The 14,531-nt window shown below is 41.3% G+C and carries 17 protein-coding genes and 1 tRNA gene; 3 read left to right on the top strand and 15 right to left on the bottom strand.

Annotation, left to right across the window (positions count from 1 at the left end; translation table 11 throughout):
- Positions 1-4 precede the first annotated feature (4 nt).
- Positions 5-745 (top strand): hypothetical protein, encoded by a 741-nt coding sequence (locus WAA86_RS10005; protein ID WP_337300863.1) that lies wholly within the window; start codon positions 5-7, stop codon positions 743-745.
- A 66-nt stretch (positions 746-811) separates the two neighbouring features.
- Here the strand turns inward: WAA86_RS10005 and WAA86_RS10000 are convergent, their stop codons facing one another.
- Together WAA86_RS10000 and WAA86_RS09995 are read right to left on the bottom strand one after the other, a co-directional pair.
- Complete coding sequence (locus tag WAA86_RS10000) at positions 812-1,312, bottom strand: nuclear transport factor 2 family protein (RefSeq protein WP_337300862.1); 501 nt, start codon at positions 1,310-1,312, stop codon at positions 812-814.
- A complete protein-coding gene (locus tag WAA86_RS09995) occupies positions 1,305-1,799 on the bottom strand; it encodes a hypothetical protein (RefSeq protein WP_337300861.1) in 495 nt (164 codons plus the stop codon). Before WAA86_RS09995 ends, WAA86_RS10000 begins: the two co-directional genes overlap by 8 nt.
- A gap of 64 nt (positions 1,800-1,863) precedes the next feature.
- Between WAA86_RS09995 and WAA86_RS09990 the strand changes: the two genes are divergently transcribed.
- Positions 1,864-2,805, top strand: a complete 942-nt coding sequence (locus WAA86_RS09990) for an NAD-dependent epimerase/dehydratase family protein (protein ID WP_337300860.1) — start codon at positions 1,864-1,866, stop codon at positions 2,803-2,805.
- Here WAA86_RS09990 and rimK read toward each other — a convergent pair whose 3' ends face one another.
- The 7 genes from rimK to WAA86_RS09955 form a co-directional block, all read right to left on the bottom strand.
- A complete protein-coding gene (gene rimK, locus WAA86_RS09985) occupies positions 2,806-4,182 on the bottom strand; it encodes a 30S ribosomal protein S6--L-glutamate ligase (protein ID WP_443217580.1) in 1,377 nt (458 codons plus the stop codon).
- A 57-nt stretch (positions 4,183-4,239) separates the two neighbouring features.
- Positions 4,240-4,656 carry a VOC family protein gene (locus WAA86_RS09980; protein ID WP_337300859.1) on the bottom strand — a complete coding sequence of 139 codons (417 nt, stop codon included), beginning with the start codon at positions 4,654-4,656 and terminating at the stop codon, positions 4,240-4,242.
- Positions 4,657-4,779: 123 nt separating this feature from the next.
- On the bottom strand, positions 4,780-5,565 hold the full coding sequence (locus WAA86_RS09975) for an RMD1 family protein (RefSeq protein ID WP_337300858.1): 786 nt from the start codon (positions 5,563-5,565) through the stop codon (positions 4,780-4,782).
- Between the two features lie 5 nt (positions 5,566-5,570).
- Positions 5,571-5,885, bottom strand: coding sequence for a hypothetical protein (locus WAA86_RS09970; RefSeq protein WP_337300857.1), 315 nt, complete (start codon positions 5,883-5,885; stop codon positions 5,571-5,573).
- 2 nt (positions 5,886-5,887) lie between these two features.
- Positions 5,888-6,865: a deoxyhypusine synthase family protein gene (locus WAA86_RS09965; protein ID WP_337300856.1), complete on the bottom strand. Its 978-nt coding sequence runs from the start codon at positions 6,863-6,865 to the stop codon at positions 5,888-5,890.
- Positions 6,852-7,796, bottom strand: coding sequence for an agmatinase (speB, locus tag WAA86_RS09960; protein ID WP_337300855.1), 945 nt, complete (start codon positions 7,794-7,796; stop codon positions 6,852-6,854). Before speB ends, WAA86_RS09965 begins: the two co-directional genes overlap by 14 nt.
- Entirely contained in the window at positions 7,783-9,183 is a 1,401-nt protein-coding gene (locus tag WAA86_RS09955) for an arginine decarboxylase (protein ID WP_337300854.1), read from the bottom strand. The genes speB and WAA86_RS09955 overlap by 14 nt, the downstream gene beginning before the upstream one ends.
- 410 nt (positions 9,184-9,593) lie before the next feature.
- Here WAA86_RS09955 and WAA86_RS09950 point away from each other — a divergent pair, with 410 nt between their 5' ends.
- Complete coding sequence (locus tag WAA86_RS09950) at positions 9,594-10,340, top strand: hypothetical protein (protein WP_337300853.1); 747 nt, start codon at positions 9,594-9,596, stop codon at positions 10,338-10,340.
- 3 nt (positions 10,341-10,343) lie between these two features.
- Here the strand turns inward: WAA86_RS09950 and moaCB are convergent, their stop codons facing one another.
- The 6 genes from moaCB to WAA86_RS09920 all read right to left on the bottom strand — a co-directional run bounded on the left by moaCB (position 10,344) and on the right by WAA86_RS09920 (position 14,432).
- Positions 10,344-11,252 carry a bifunctional molybdenum cofactor biosynthesis protein MoaC/MoaB gene (gene moaCB / locus WAA86_RS09945; RefSeq protein ID WP_337300852.1) on the bottom strand — a complete coding sequence of 303 codons (909 nt, stop codon included), beginning with the start codon at positions 11,250-11,252 and terminating at the stop codon, positions 10,344-10,346.
- 2 nt (positions 11,253-11,254) lie between these two features.
- Positions 11,255-11,698, bottom strand: coding sequence for a molybdenum cofactor biosynthesis protein MoaE (locus WAA86_RS09940; protein ID WP_337300851.1), 444 nt, complete (start codon positions 11,696-11,698; stop codon positions 11,255-11,257).
- A 70-nt stretch (positions 11,699-11,768) separates the two neighbouring features.
- Complete coding sequence (locus WAA86_RS09935; protein ID WP_337300850.1) at positions 11,769-12,947, bottom strand: molybdopterin molybdotransferase MoeA; 1,179 nt, start codon at positions 12,945-12,947, stop codon at positions 11,769-11,771.
- A complete protein-coding gene (locus WAA86_RS09930) occupies positions 12,917-13,555 on the bottom strand; it encodes a precorrin-2 dehydrogenase/sirohydrochlorin ferrochelatase family protein (RefSeq protein WP_337300849.1) in 639 nt (212 codons plus the stop codon). The genes WAA86_RS09935 and WAA86_RS09930 overlap by 31 nt, the downstream gene beginning before the upstream one ends.
- A 114-nt stretch (positions 13,556-13,669) precedes the next feature.
- Positions 13,670-14,260 carry a DUF4202 domain-containing protein gene (locus WAA86_RS09925; RefSeq protein WP_337300848.1) on the bottom strand — a complete coding sequence of 197 codons (591 nt, stop codon included), beginning with the start codon at positions 14,258-14,260 and terminating at the stop codon, positions 13,670-13,672.
- A gap of 100 nt (positions 14,261-14,360) precedes the next feature.
- Positions 14,361-14,432: transfer RNA gene (locus WAA86_RS09920), tRNA-Arg, on the bottom strand.
- Positions 14,433-14,531: the final 99 nt, after the last annotated feature.

The raw sequence follows: 14,531 nt of genomic DNA, 5'->3' as shown, positions 1-14,531 counted from the left end.
GAAAATGAAAAGAATAATTTTTGTACTAGTCTTTGCCTCTGGTTTAATGGCCAGTGCACAGACAAAAAGTGAGCTTCAGAAACATTACGAGGCTTTTTACAACGAAATGAAATTACAGGGTGATGTCAATGGTGTTATCAATGCCCTGACCCACCTTAATGTAATATCGCCCTCAACGGATCGCAGGGACACCTTAGCCTATGTTTATGCCAATGACAATCAGCATATGCAGGCACTAAACACTATCGGTATCGATAGAAATGAAGCAGATTCTGATCTTGCCCTACAAGTGAAGGCCATATCCCTTAAGGCTTTGAACCAGCCAAAACGTGCTTTGGAACAATTTGAACTTTTGTTCAAAAGATCACCCAATGCCTTTTTGGCCTACGAGCTTGCGGATCTAAAAATACAGACTGGTGATAGTGCAGGTGCATCTTCCAATATAGCATATGGTATTGCCAATGCAACGGATGAAATGAAATATGCTTTTTACGAAAGGCAACAACCTTACGAAGTTCCATTAAAGGCCGCTTTTCTTCATTTAAAAGGCCTTATCGCCTACAATGTGGACAAGACCAATATTGATGGTGCCCTGGCGCACATCAATGAGGCCCTAGCCTTGGAACCCAACTTTAATCTGGCCAGCCTAAGCAAACAAGCTTTGGAATCCAGAAAGGAACAACCGGAAGCCGCCAAAGAAACACCCGCAGCGACCAAAGACAAATCGAAAGCAAAAAAACAATAATTAAATTGTTTAATGTCAATAATCAAGGGAGCTGAATGGCTCCCTTTTTTTGTGCTTATTGTACTGTTAGTTCGACTTTAATTTTTGGGTAATAATACTGTCCTTTTCCTTTTTAAGGGACACTACGTCATCCACATTTTCATTCGGAACAGCTATGGAGAGCACATAATGGGCAATCTTCCACCCACCATCGGTTTTAATTAGAACACCCGATCCCCTACACAGCTTCATTTGGGTATCCAAAAGTTCATCAAACCAAGCCATATCCATGGCCTCATTAAAATATATATTTCGCTGAACGGCGGTAAAGCTCCACGCCTTGCCCTTATCAAAATACGGTTTGGAGAACTCCTTGAATTCATCATTCTGCCAGTTTTCCATGGCATCCGTGCCTATAAACACTCCATCATGGGTCATCTTTGAAAAATAAGATTCAAAATCGGCATCCGAGGCAGCCTGGTGCCAAGAATCCAAAAGGGTCGCAACTGAATTCCTCTCTGTCTCGTGTTGTCCCTGCAATGTGATGCAAAAGAAGAATACTAAAACAATAGGTACAATCTTATTCATTCAAAATCAATGTTGTGTCCAACCGACTGTTGACAATCACTGTGAACTGGTTTCTAAATGCGTTATATGCCTTTGCCAGGGCTGTGGCCGGCTCCTTGGTATCTACGCCGTACTCCAGACTAAATTTGGTCTTTAAGATCGTTGTCTTGATCACCTTGAGCCTACTCTTTATTTGGGGGACATCAAATTCTTCCGGGAATGAAGATGTCTCCAACAATTTTTGTTTCTCTATCAAATCCTCAACGACCAAGGTAAGACCTTCTTTATCCTGAACTTTATAAAGCGCGTCAAAACTACTTTCCAACGCGTTGAACTCCACCCAATCCTTGAGCACAACCTTGGCCTCCGGATTGATTGTTGCTTTTTTAGGAAGGCTTTTTAGGTTGAACACTACCTCCTGTGTTTCCACCTTATCCGCTCCAGTATTACCCTCTTTACATGAAAACAAGAACAGGGCCATGGCACCAAAAAACAATATTTTTCCCATGAGGCTAATGTACAAATTTTAATAAAAGCTATCTTTGAAGACATATTCATTTAACTACAATTTTATGCCAAAATCCATACTCATTTTAGGAGCATGCGGACAAATAGGAACAGAACTCACTTACACCTTACGTGAAAAATATGGCAACAACCAAGTTATTGCCAGTGACATCAGGGAAGGAGACCAAGATCTAATGGCCTCTGGCCCTTTTGAATTATTGGACGCCACCAATTATGGGGCCTTGGAAGACGTGGTGATGCATTATGAAATTGACGAGGTCTACCTGATGGCGGCCATGTTGAGCGCCACTGCAGAAAAATTCCCCATGCGTGCCTGGAACTTAAACATGAATTCCCTTTTCAACGTTTTGAATCTAGCCAAGGACCAAAAAATCAGCAAGGTTTTCTGGCCCTCCAGTATTGCCGTCTTTGGACCCAATACTCCCAAAGAACAAACAGAACAGAATACGATCATGGAACCGAGCACGGTTTATGGGATCAGCAAGCAAACAGGTGAGAGATGGTGCGAATATTATTTCAAGAAGTATGGCGTAGATGTGCGCAGCGTACGTTATCCGGGTCTAATAAGTTATAAAACATTGCCTGGTGGAGGAACTACGGATTATGCCGTAGAGATATACCACAAGGCCCTATCAGACAAAAAGTATAGCTGCTTCCTTAAAGCGGACAGCAAACTTCCGATGATGTTTATGGACGATGCCATTAGGGCAACCATTACCATTATGGAAAGTGATCCTGAAAAAATAAAGGTACGTTCTTCCTACAATCTTGCGGCCATGAGTTTTACCCCCTCAGAAATGGCGGCAAACATCAAACAGCATATTCCAGAGTTTGAGATGTCCTATGCCCCGGATTCAAGACAGCAGATTGCGGATTCCTGGCCCAGTAGTATTGATGATTCCGTGGCCCAAAAAGACTGGGGATGGAAGGCTGAGTTTGATTTGGAAAGGACCACACAGGAAATGCTGGAGAACCTTTCCAAATAATCAATTTCTAAACTTCAACTTTTTTTCAATGGCCATGATCATGGTATTGGCAATGTCCTTTCCTGTGGCATTTTCAATACCTTCAAGGCCTGGAGAGGAGTTTACCTCCAATAGCAATGGTCCTTTGTTGGATCTAATAATATCTACCCCTGCCACGGCAAGGTTGAGTACTTTTGCAGCTTTAAGTGCCAATTTTTTCTCTTCAGGGGTAATTTTGATGACAGAGGCCTTCCCACCTTGGTGGATATTTGCCCTAAACTCACCTTTTTCTGCCTGTCTTTGAATAGAGGCAACCACTTTACCATCAACTACGAAACAACGGATATCCTGTCCATTGGCTTCCTTGATAAATTCTTGCACCAAGATATTGGTCTGAACACTTTTAAAGGCGTTGATCACACTTTCGGCAGCCTTGTTGGTTTCTGCCAATACTACCCCTTTTCCTTGGGTGCTCTCCAAAAGTTTTATGATCAGGGGCGCCCCATTGACCATGCGGATCAAATCTTTGGTATCCATGGGTGATTTTGCAAATCCGGTTATGGGGATGTGGATATCGTTCCTGGAAAACAATTGGGATGCGAACAATTTATCCCGGGATTGGGTAATGGCCTCTGCTGAATTTTGGCAGTAGACACCCAAGGTATCGAACTGACGAATCAAGGCACAACCATAAAAGGTAACCGCTGGTTTTATCCTCGGAATAATGGCATCATAGGCTTTTAGGATATTACCTCCCCGATATCTGATCTCCGGGGAATTGGCATCCAATTTCATATAGGAGTGCTCCACATTCAAGAAAACAATCTCATGTCCCCTTGCCTCAGCGGCCTCCATAATTCTTTTGTTACTGTACAGATTGGGATTACTCGCCAAAAGAGCAATTCTAAGTCCGGATTTCTCCTTCACATAAGGCGCATATTTTACCGTGATCTCCTCATCGGTAATATCTCCCTTACAGTAGCTTTCTACGGGGTTTACCAGATATCTATCGTTAAGGGCCTCACGACCCAATAACATACGGAACTCCATGGTGTCCCTATTTGCCAAGGTAAGCTCTATATCAAATGTGTCTGATCCCAAGGTCACAGGGGTTTTGATCACCAAGCGCTCTTCGGCAATCCCAGAAGAGCTCTTTACCGTTCTTCTATCTACGAGTCGCGCTTCACAGAGCATATTGAAACTGCGGTTGTCCTGCAACGGATTCACCTCAAATTTCACCCATTCCTGTACGCCTTTGGTAAAGACCTTGGTGTTTGTCGCTTGGATGGAAGAGGTCTTTGCTCCTGAGTCTACTCTTGCCTTAATGGCCGGAATACCCATTTCTTTGAACGTACACCATTCCTCACTTCCAATAATAGACAAATCTTTCACTTCCATAGTATAATAATTGTTGACCCCGTTTTTTAAGGAAGGGCAATAGTAAGGTAAAAATTGTTACTCGGCAAACATTTCATTCGGCTTGGCAAAAGTCTTGAACTCCAAAGAATGTCCATTGGGATCCTGAATAAAAAACGACCGGTGCTCTCCGGTTTTGTCCTTTAAGAAAGTAACCTCTGTGGTCAGTTCATACTGGGAATTATTGAGCTTTTTATACATGTTATCCCAGGTTTCTTGATCCACGATGACCCCAAAATGAAAGGATGGCAATACAGTATCCCCAAATTTATAGGCCCTAAAAACAAAGTTGAATTCACCTGATTTTGTAAATGTGATCTGGTTGCCGAATAAGTTGATATCTATCCAACGGGAAGAATTTCTACCGAGCTTCGCGCCAATAACGTCTACATAAAAAGCTTTGGTCTTTGTTATACTATAACAAGGTAGCGACATGTGAAAAGGTGCATGTTCCATGAATTAGAAGTTTAATTGAAATCCATTCTAATTTACAAATTCTAAACGATACCAATTACAAGTCAATCGTAATTTTTCCAAAGTACTTTACAGTGTCTCGGATAAGGAGAATACAACCATGCCCTATGCCAATCCGAAAATTCTGAATACAAACAGATCGAGCACTTCAACCAGGATCAAGATAATAATGATCCATTCCAACCTGCTACTTTCCCTATGTTCCATGATGTCCTTGAAAAGCTCCAGATCCTCTTTAATGATGCCAATTCGCTCTGAGATGTATCGGTACCTATCCTTGAGGTCAAAGGTCTGCTTGAGTTCCATATCCAACCGGTTGAGGTCTTCATTTTCCCAAGTGCTGTCCGGCGAATCAAAAATGTACAGATTTTCTGAAATTTCATTTTTGATGTTGAGTACCTTTCCGATAAACCTTTTGAGATTATTGCCAGAGATATCCAGTTTGCCCTTCTTCTCCAAAAGTTTGGTATGCACATTGGTCTCCTCCAACAACTGTTCGGTGATCTCCAGATACCGATCCAGGGCTACGGACTGGGAGGTGTTCATCATGACCAGGCGGATGGATTCGGAATCAAAATTGGGCAGAACAACCTTGTTAAAGGTTACTTTCTGTTGGCCCGGAATTACTTCTACCTGAATTTTTTCAGATAATTGATAAGGAACCCTATCCTTTGACAATGAGCTCAATTGCTTTAATATGGCCTGAATTTCTTTTTCTGTATGATTGAAAAAGGACACTAGTCCATATTGTACAATGTGGACAAACCGGTTGTCCCCATTTTTAAAGAATAGTTCAGCACTGTCAGAGAATAGGGTTTCCAAAGGCAGGAGATTTCTACACTGCCTGATATTAATGGAAGCTGCTATTTGAAAGGCAACAACTTCAAACATATTGTCTAATCGTCATCGTTATCTTCATCCTCTTCCGCTATTTCGATATCCGGGATAGCATCTGGATCGTTGTCGTCGAAATCCTCATAATCATCTTCGTCATAATTGGCCATGGTCTTCTCCAGTTTGGCACTGATCTTCACCAAATACTTGGTGTCCTCCGTGGTAACCTCAACTGCCTCTATACGTTCGCCCTGGGCGTTTTTAAAGGAGATGATATTCTGATCGTCATATCCATCAGGATATTTGTCAACCAACAACTTCAAAACTTCGGGGGTAAGCTTTTTAAAATCTACGATTACTCTCTTCAAATTGTCCATAATTACATGTCTAATAGGTAAGCAAAAATTAACGGGGCAACAATGGTTGCATCACTCTCTATTATATACTTAGGGGTATTGATATCCAGTTTCCCCCAAGTGATCTTTTCATTGGGAACTGCTCCTGAATAAGATCCGTAACTCGTGGTAGAATCACTGATCTGACAGAAGTAACTCCAAAATGGGGTATCTGTACGTTCCATATCCTGATATAGCATAGGCACCACACAAATAGGGAAATCACCTGCGATACCACCACCAATTTGGAAAAATCCGATTCCGTTTTTGGAATTTTCGGTATACCAATCTGCCAAGAAGGTCATATACTCAATCCCCGATTTCATGGTCGTAGATTTAAGATCTCCTTTCAGGACATAAGAGGCAAAGATATTCCCCATGGTACTATCTTCCCAACCTGGACAAACAATCGGAAGGTTTTTCTCTGCGGCAGCATACATCCATGAGTCTTTCAAATCAATTTCATAATACTCCTCCAAAACTCCAGAAAGCAACATCTTGTACATGAATTCATGTGGCAGGTAACGCTCACCGGCGTCATCTGCTTCTTTCCAGATCTTATAAATATGTTCTTGCAAACGTCTAAAAGCCTCGTGCTCCGGGATACAGGTATCCGTAACCCTGTTCAAGCCTTTTTCCAATAAATCCCATTCTTCCTGAGGTGTTAAGTCGCGGTAATTGGGAATCCTTTTGTAGTGGGAATGCGCCACTAGGTTCATGATATCCTCTTCCAGATTGGCCCCGGTACAAGAAATGATCTGTACCTTATCCTGACGGATCATCTCGGCAAAGATCTTACCAAGTTCTGCGGTACTCATGGCCCCTGCCAATGACACCAACATTTTGGCACCATTGTTCAATTGGTCCTCATACCCCTTGGCTGCATCTACCAATGCGGCGGAGTTAAAGTGTAAATAATATTTTTCGATAAAATTGGAGATCGCTCCCTTAGTCTTCGTCATCTTCGAATCTTGAATTATTAGTATTTCCTGCTTTGGCATCCACATCGTAGGTATTGTCATAAACATCCTCAATGGCTTCCTCCAAAAATTTATAGCTCAACATTTTGTAATACAGTTTTGCCGCCACAAAATCAGAAGATTTATCCACCTTATTTGGACAAAGCTCCATGATATCAAAACCTACTACATTTTTCTCGGCAAAAACCTGTTTTAAAAACTCCAGGGTCTCATACCAAAACAATCCTCCCGGCTCTGGGGTACCTGTAGAGGGCATAATGGAAGGGTCAAGGGCATCCAGATCGAAGGTAATGAATACGTTCTCGGTCATTTGCGCGATTACCTTGTCCATCCAATATTCATCGTTCACTATATCATGGGCGAAGAAGGTCTTTTCTTCATCCATAAATGTCTTTTCTATGATATCCATACTGCGTATCCCCACTTGCAAAAGGTTGGTCGTCTGACTTGCTTCGTGTACCGCACAGGCGTGATTGTATTTGGTGCCACCGTAAGACTCCCTAAGATCGGCATGTGCATCTATCTGCAAAACGGTAAGGTTGTCAAAACATTCATTAAATGCACGAATGGATCCTATGGAGATGGAATGCTCTCCTCCAAAAAGTGTTACGAACTTATTGCGTTTTATATACTCTTTGGTTGTTTTATGAACTGCATTCACCACGGCCTCGGCAGAACTATTCTCCGTAATGGTTGGGGCCAGATAAATTCCTTGTTGATAGACTTCGGTTCCTGTTTCTATGTCGTACAGTTCCATATTTTCGGATGCGTCCAAAAAAGCTTCCGGTCCCTTATCGGCTCCTTTGCCCCATGTACTTGTTCCATCATAAGGCACAGGTATCAATACTACCTTTGCCTTTTCCAATTGTGCAAACTCATCTGGAATGCCAGCATAATTGTTAGTTGTGCTCATAACCTAAAATTTTAAGCAAGTCCTCTGCTTTTTGTTGTTCACTAAATAAAGTTGTGACAAGGTTACCTTTTTCGTCCCTGTCTATTAATACATGTTTTGGGTGTGGTATCAAACAGTGCTGTAAGCCTCCGTATCCGCCAATACTCTCTTGATAGGCCCCAGTATTGAAAAAGCCAATGTACAAGGGCTTTTCCCTTCTGTATTTGGGCAGGTAAATAGCGTTCATGTTCTGTTCGCTATTGTAATAATCATCACTATCACAGGTTAGCCCGCCCAATAGCACACGCTCGTATTCGTCCTCCCATCGGTTAATGGGCAACATGATAAAACGCTTACTTATGGCCCAAGTATCCGGCAATGTGGTGATAAATGAAGAATCGATCATGTTCCATTTCTCACGATCGTTCTGTTGCTTCTGGTACAATACCTCATAAATGGCTCCACCACTTTCTCCAACAGTAAAACTTCCAAATTCTGTAAAAATATGCGGTACGGGAACCTCAGCCTCCTGACAAGTAATGTTGATCTGGTTAACGATCTCGTCGATCATGTATTCATAATCATAATCAAAAGCCAATGAGTTCTTAATTGGGAAGCCACCACCAATATTCAAGCTGTCCAAAGAGGGACAGATTTTTTTCAGTCGCACGTAGACCTTCAAACATTTGACAAGTTCGTTCCAGTAATACGCATTGTCACGAATACCGGTATTGATAAAGAAATGAAGCATTTTCAGCTCTACCTTGTCATTGTTCTTGATCTGGTCCTCATAAAAAGGAACTATATTCTTATATCCTATTCCAAGTCGCGATGTATAGAACTCGAACTTTGGCTCTTCTTCAGAAGCAATTCGGATACCCACCTTAAAATCTCCCTTAATTTCATCGGACAACAGTTCTATTTCCTCATAGTTGTCAATAATGGGAATACAGTTCTGGTGCCCCTCATTGATCAATCTACCTATATTGGTAATATATTGTTCCCTTTTGAAACCATTGCAGATTACATAGGTATCATCCTTGATTTTTCCCGTCTTCTTTAATTTCTCAACGATATTGATATCAAAGGCAGAAGAAGTCTCAATATGGATATCATTCTTCAGTGCCTCGTTCAAAACGGGTTCAAAATGCGAACTCTTGGTGCAGTAACAATAATGGTAGTTACCTTTATAATCGTTCTTTTTTATAGCAGCTTCAAACCATTTGTTCGCCTTATTGATGTTGTCCGAAATTTTGGGAAGGTACGTGAATTTTAACGGGCTTCCGTATTTCTCAACCAGCTCCAATAAGGGAATTCCATGAAATTGAAGTGTCTCTCCATCTAGGTTAAATTCCTCTTGTGGGAAATAATAACTTTGGTGGATAAGATCAATGTATTTAATGTTCATTAAAATAGTTTTTTTATAAACTTAAAAAAAAATGAAGTGTTATGGTAAAAAAGATAGATTCTTATTTTTTAATTTTAGTTCCAAATGGAGGTTTTCCATCAAAACTTAATGGAATAGAGGCCGTTGGAGCAACCAAAAACTACCGACGGAATTGCGGAAGCCTTACTTAAAATTCGGCTGCCCAAATGATAAGTATTCACAGGATTGTTATTCCTTTTTTCCAACGGTCCGAATACATAAAAACGTCTCATAATATACAGCAAAATGCTGTGACAAATGAAAACAAAAAAAATGAAAAAACAAGGGAATAAAAAAAAATTACCTCAATTTTGAAAATACACTACATAAAGATAATTTATAAGTCGTAAATTCTATATAAAATTTTGATTTTCAATAATTAAAACAAAAGTATGAAAACGTATATCTGCTCTAATCTTTTCGAAAAGTTCATAAAAAACCCCATGTTTTTGGTCCTGCTATGTTCAGTTTCGGTTGCCCATGCGCAATTACCTTCATATGCCTATACCTTTGAGTCCAATTTTGAAGGTAATTCCAATTCCCATTTGCTTTTGGTGGACCAAAATTACCTAGTGCATACCGTGTACTCGAAGTCACCTGCCGACTTCAAAAAAACAGTTGGCGGCTATTACGAATTAAAAAACGATCACATCATTGTAAACTTGGAATTCAACTCCAATTTTTCAATGGACAGCATCACTACCATTTCCATTCCCTATACCTTGAAGGGAAACCAACTTTTCCTTGAATTGGAAGGCAATAAGAATCAAATGAATACAGGCCCGCTGACCTCTCAAGACCTCGATGGTAAATGGCTTATGGCCGGAAGAGTGACGGAAGAAGGGGAAAACAGAAGGGACACCACAAGACCCCGAAAGACCATGAAATTCCTTCATAACGGATATTTCCAGTGGATTGCCTTTAATACCGAAACCATGGAATTCTTTGGTACGGGAGGCGGATCCTTCACTTCCACAGATGGCAAGTACATTGAGAATATCGAGTTTTTTTCCAGGGACAATTCCCGTGTTGGCGCATCATTGGATTTCAACTACAATTTAAAAAATGGAAACTGGTACCATATGGGAAAAAGCAGCAAGGGAGATCCATTGCATGAAATATGGTCTTCCCGTAATTAGGGTCTAGTGCCTCCAGCCCTTTAGTACCCTAAAGCTGTGCAGCACATGTGGAAAAATGGCATCCATGGATTCCTTGGCACCATTGGTAGAACCTGGCAATGCAAGCACTAAAGTACTTCCTATGGTTCCAGCTACGCTTCGTGACAACATAGCGTAGGGCATCCTGTCCTGCCCATAACTTCTGATAGCCTCCTCAATTCCCGGAATACGTCTGTCCAGTAAAGGAACCAAGGCTTCTGGGGTCACATCCCTTTCTGAAAGTCCGGTACCGCCACAATAAATGATGACATCCACCCCCTCATCTACAAATTCCCGTGCCTTCTCCTGAATCTCCTCTTTTTCATCAGCAATGATCATATAACTGGAAACAGCATAGTTCAGGGCTTGTAGTTTTTCAATAATGGCCTTCCCTGCCTTATCCTCCTTCTCCCCATTTGCTATGGTATCCGAGCATACCACCACTGCAAAGGTCAATGCTTCTTTGAAATTGTCCTTGTAGTCCGACTTCCCTCCTTTTTTCTCAAGTAATTTGATATGGTGGATTTCTACCCCCTTGTCTATGGGTTTTAGCATGTCGTACATATTTAATGCTACAATACTGGCCCCGTGCATGGCCTCGACTTCCACCCCTGTTTTGTAAATGGTTTTCACGGTGACCAAAACCGTAATTTCCAGGCCGTTGATCTCATAGTCGATCCCAGTATACTCGATGGGCATGGGATGACAATCAGGCAAAAGGTCCGCTGTTTTTTTGACTCCCAGAAGACCTGCTGCCTTACTAGCGGAGAACACATCGCCTTTAGGAACTCTGTTTTCTTTTATCGCCTTTATAGTATCTTCCGAACTCACCTTGACTACCGCTTGGGCGGTGGCTATTCGGAGAGTAAGGTTTTTGTGTGTAATGTCTACCATATCTAACTATTCACTTTCCATTGGTAACTCTCATCTTCAAAAAGTTCTTTCCCAAAAATAGGCACCTGTACTTTTATTTCTTCCACTATATGTTGCAATGCTTCAAAAACTTCCTTTCTGTGGGGAGAGGAAACAAATACAAAAAGACATAATTCACCCGCCTTTACAGTCCCTAAACTGTGATAAATGTGCATGCAGTTAAGGTTGAACCTTTCAAAAGCAGCTTCCCGTATCTCGTGGAATTTCTTGTTGGCCATTTCTTCATAGGCTGAATATTCTATGGCAGCCACTGTTTTTCCGTCAATAACATCGGCCCGTACCTGACCCAAAAAAATATCATGGGCGCCGATACTGGTTTTAGTTTGGTGCTTGGCAATAGATTCACCAATAAAATGTGGCGAAATTGCTCCTTTTACAAATACATTTTTCACTTTTTTAACTTCCATGACATTCGCTCTATTGATTCTAAAAGTTCTTAAAGATAACTAGAATACACAATTTAACCGCAATGTGGATTTATTTGGGAAGCATCAAAACCTCCACCGTATCCCCCTTGGAAATTACAGCCACCATTTCTGGAATAAATACCAGGGCATTGGCCAAAGAATATGAATATAACATGGCTGAACTCTGTCCGTCCAAAACTTCCACTTCCCCATTGTTAAGCACTGTGGCTTTTAGAATCAAGGCCCGGCCCAGCGTATTCTCAATACTTTTGGCAATAGGCAGCTTTCTTCGCTCCAATCCTTTTCCCGATTGACCCATAATTTTTTGAAGGGCAGGATACACATAAAGATAGAAACAGGTTAGTGCAGATGCCGGATTACCCGGTAGGGCAAAGACAACCTTATTTCCCCGTTTACCAAAAAATAGCGGTTTCCCAGGTTTTTGCCGCACTTTATAGAACAAATGTTCCACGTCCAATACCTTGAGAGCCTTGTATACATAATCATGATCGCCCACAGAGATCCCTCCGTTCACAAGAACCACATCATTTTCCAAAAATGCCTTGGTAAGAATCTCACAGGTAGCCATAAAATTATCTGCAACCTGGTATATGGTACAAGTACCAAGACCCACTTCTTCTACGGCTGCCAAAAGCATTTTGGAATTGCCCTCATAAATTTGACCAGATCCCAATTCCGTTCCGCCTTCAATCAATTCGTTACCGGTAATTACGATCCCAACTCTAGGCTTATTAAAAACATTAACCTCCCTTATCCCCATTCCGGCCAAAAAACCAATAGCGGAAGGACCTAACCTGCTTCCTTTTGGCAATGCCATTGAACCTTTGGTCAATTGCTCCCCACATGGCCTTATATTGCCTCCTGCAACAGCCTCCTCCATAAGCGTTATACTATCTCCAAGCCTTGTCACTTTTTCTTGCATAACAACTGCAGTGGCCGTCTTGGGAACCATAGCCCCTGTAAAGATTCGTACAGCTTCACCAGCTTTTAGCAGAACCTCCTTTCCGTCCCCCGCTGCGATTTCTCCCACGATGGCATATTTGTTTTCGGGATGGATGTTGATCGCATAACCATCCATCGCCGATTGGTCAAAAGGAGGTAGATCTATAGGCGAATGAACATCTTGTTCCATGACCATCCCCTTTGTTTGAGTCAAGGGAAGGGTAACACTTTGCAGCATAGGCGTGTTTTTGGCAATTATCTGAAGCGCTTCTTCAACCGAGACCATATCGTTTCATGTTTAATGGGCTCGTTATCGCCCTTTTTACTTACAAGCCCTTTGGTAAATTCATTTAAGGTTTCTACTTTTTCCTCAAAATCCCCTTTGATGGTCTTACGATATTCATTCAGGTTCTGAACCAGATCGTCTATATTTTCAGGGATAACATCTTCAAAGAATTGACGCAATCTTTTGGCCGTTGTAGGGGATTTTCCATTGGTGGATATTGCCACTTTAACGTTTCCTTTGGTTACGATACCACCCATATAAAAATCACAGAAGGGCGGATTATCGGCAACATTCACTAGAATGGTTCGCGCCCTACAATCATGGTACACCTGTTCATTGACCTCCACTTTATCCGTGGTAGCCACTACCATATGTCTGCCTTCCAAATATTTTTCATGGTAGGCATCATAGGTGATCTTGACATGGTGTTTTTTTGCCAAGGCCAGAGTATCCTCCAAAAACGCAATTGAGACCATTTCCACCTGTGCATTAGGACTTGATTTCAACAAAAAAGTCAGTTTCTCCAATCCTACATTTCCCCCTCCCACAATGAGCACATTCAATTGTGATACTTTTAAAAATACAGGGTATAACTCATTTCGCTCCATATGGCATTTCTTTGGTTGTCTTGAAATTAAGGCAATACATACGCCCGCCAAATGGCACGATATATAAAGCCCATCAGCATGGTCAATTATGACGCTCAAACAAAGATAATGTAATTAACTATTAAGAGCCTTTTGGACCAATTTCAAGGAAGATTCAGAAAAACCAATTTTCAATGCTGCCTCATGCCCTTTCCCGGACATTTTACGCCATGTTTTTTGAAGAATATCTATTAGTTTTTCTTCTGAATGTTTTACCACAAATGGCTCGAAATAATACTCTAGGAACACCAAACAGATAACGTCCTCCAGGGTCTGGGTATCTTCATTTTTTTTTAGTTGTTTTTTCTCTAGAAGAAAGACCACTTTTTCTATAGTTGCCTGATCATATCCAACAGCTTTCAAAATGCTACTGGCTTTATCGGCATGGAATTTTTTAAGATCTTGCCGCCACTTCAAATATCCTACCCTGTCCATGCTGTAGGTTTCCCTTGGTATTTCCCATCTACAGATATGTTGGCAACGGGCCGCGAGCCTCAAGGCCTCCGAAGCACCCGGCTCAAATTCAAGAAGCTTTTGTGTCATTCTATGGGCATAGAGCACTTCTTTAGGATATAAATTTCCCTGGAAAACTTCTTTATTTGGATCTTGTCCGTTCGCTTTGTCAAAAAGCTCATAAGCCTTGTAGAGTCTTGATAATTCGGCCATATGCTTTGGGCTTAAGTTACATGCTTCTTTAAAAATACGATATTCCAAAAAGCAAAGGCCCTTAAAATCTAATGATTTTTAAGGACCTCTTCGTTTTTTGTAGCCTCACCAAGAATCGAACTTGGATCTAAAGTTTAGGAAACTCTTATTCTATCCGTTGAACTATGAGGCTGTTTTTGGAGCTGCAAATTTAGGAATACTTTTCGATAAGTTTTTGACTTATCTCTGGATATTTTGTCAAATTTATGCAATACTCCCTACTTTTCATTCG

The organism is Sediminicola sp. 1XM1-17 (genome assembly GCF_037203765.1).
Taxonomy (GTDB): domain Bacteria; phylum Bacteroidota; class Bacteroidia; order Flavobacteriales; family Flavobacteriaceae; genus Sediminicola.
This window is presented reverse-complemented; position numbering and strand designations above follow the sequence as displayed.

Excerpts from the sequence above, each read along its gene's own strand:
- WAA86_RS10005 (WP_337300863.1), top strand. The coding sequence starts at position 5 with ATGAAAAGAATAATTTTTGTACTAGTCTTTGCCTCTGGTTTAATGGCC.
- WAA86_RS10000 (WP_337300862.1), bottom strand. The coding sequence starts at position 1,312 with ATGAATAAGATTGTACCTATTGTTTTAGTATTCTTCTTTTGCATCACA.
- WAA86_RS09995 (WP_337300861.1), bottom strand. The coding sequence starts at position 1,799 with ATGGGAAAAATATTGTTTTTTGGTGCCATGGCCCTGTTCTTGTTTTCA.
- WAA86_RS09990 (WP_337300860.1), top strand. The coding sequence starts at position 1,864 with ATGCCAAAATCCATACTCATTTTAGGAGCATGCGGACAAATAGGAACA.
- rimK (WP_443217580.1), bottom strand. The coding sequence starts at position 4,182 with ATGGAAGTGAAAGATTTGTCTATTATTGGAAGTGAGGAATGGTGTACG.
- WAA86_RS09980 (WP_337300859.1), bottom strand. The coding sequence starts at position 4,656 with ATGGAACATGCACCTTTTCACATGTCGCTACCTTGTTATAGTATAACA.
- WAA86_RS09975 (WP_337300858.1), bottom strand. The coding sequence starts at position 5,565 with ATGTTTGAAGTTGTTGCCTTTCAAATAGCAGCTTCCATTAATATCAGG.
- WAA86_RS09970 (WP_337300857.1), bottom strand. The coding sequence starts at position 5,885 with ATGGACAATTTGAAGAGAGTAATCGTAGATTTTAAAAAGCTTACCCCC.
- WAA86_RS09965 (WP_337300856.1), bottom strand. The coding sequence starts at position 6,865 with ATGACGAAGACTAAGGGAGCGATCTCCAATTTTATCGAAAAATATTAT.
- speB (WP_337300855.1), bottom strand. The coding sequence starts at position 7,796 with ATGAGCACAACTAACAATTATGCTGGCATTCCAGATGAGTTTGCACAA.
- WAA86_RS09955 (WP_337300854.1), bottom strand. The coding sequence starts at position 9,183 with ATGAACATTAAATACATTGATCTTATCCACCAAAGTTATTATTTCCCA.
- WAA86_RS09950 (WP_337300853.1), top strand. The coding sequence starts at position 9,594 with ATGAAAACGTATATCTGCTCTAATCTTTTCGAAAAGTTCATAAAAAAC.
- moaCB (WP_337300852.1), bottom strand. The coding sequence starts at position 11,252 with ATGGTAGACATTACACACAAAAACCTTACTCTCCGAATAGCCACCGCC.
- WAA86_RS09940 (WP_337300851.1), bottom strand. The coding sequence starts at position 11,698 with ATGGAAGTTAAAAAAGTGAAAAATGTATTTGTAAAAGGAGCAATTTCG.
- WAA86_RS09935 (WP_337300850.1), bottom strand. The coding sequence starts at position 12,947 with ATGGTCTCGGTTGAAGAAGCGCTTCAGATAATTGCCAAAAACACGCCT.
- WAA86_RS09930 (WP_337300849.1), bottom strand. The coding sequence starts at position 13,555 with ATGGAGCGAAATGAGTTATACCCTGTATTTTTAAAAGTATCACAATTG.
- WAA86_RS09925 (WP_337300848.1), bottom strand. The coding sequence starts at position 14,260 with ATGGCCGAATTATCAAGACTCTACAAGGCTTATGAGCTTTTTGACAAA.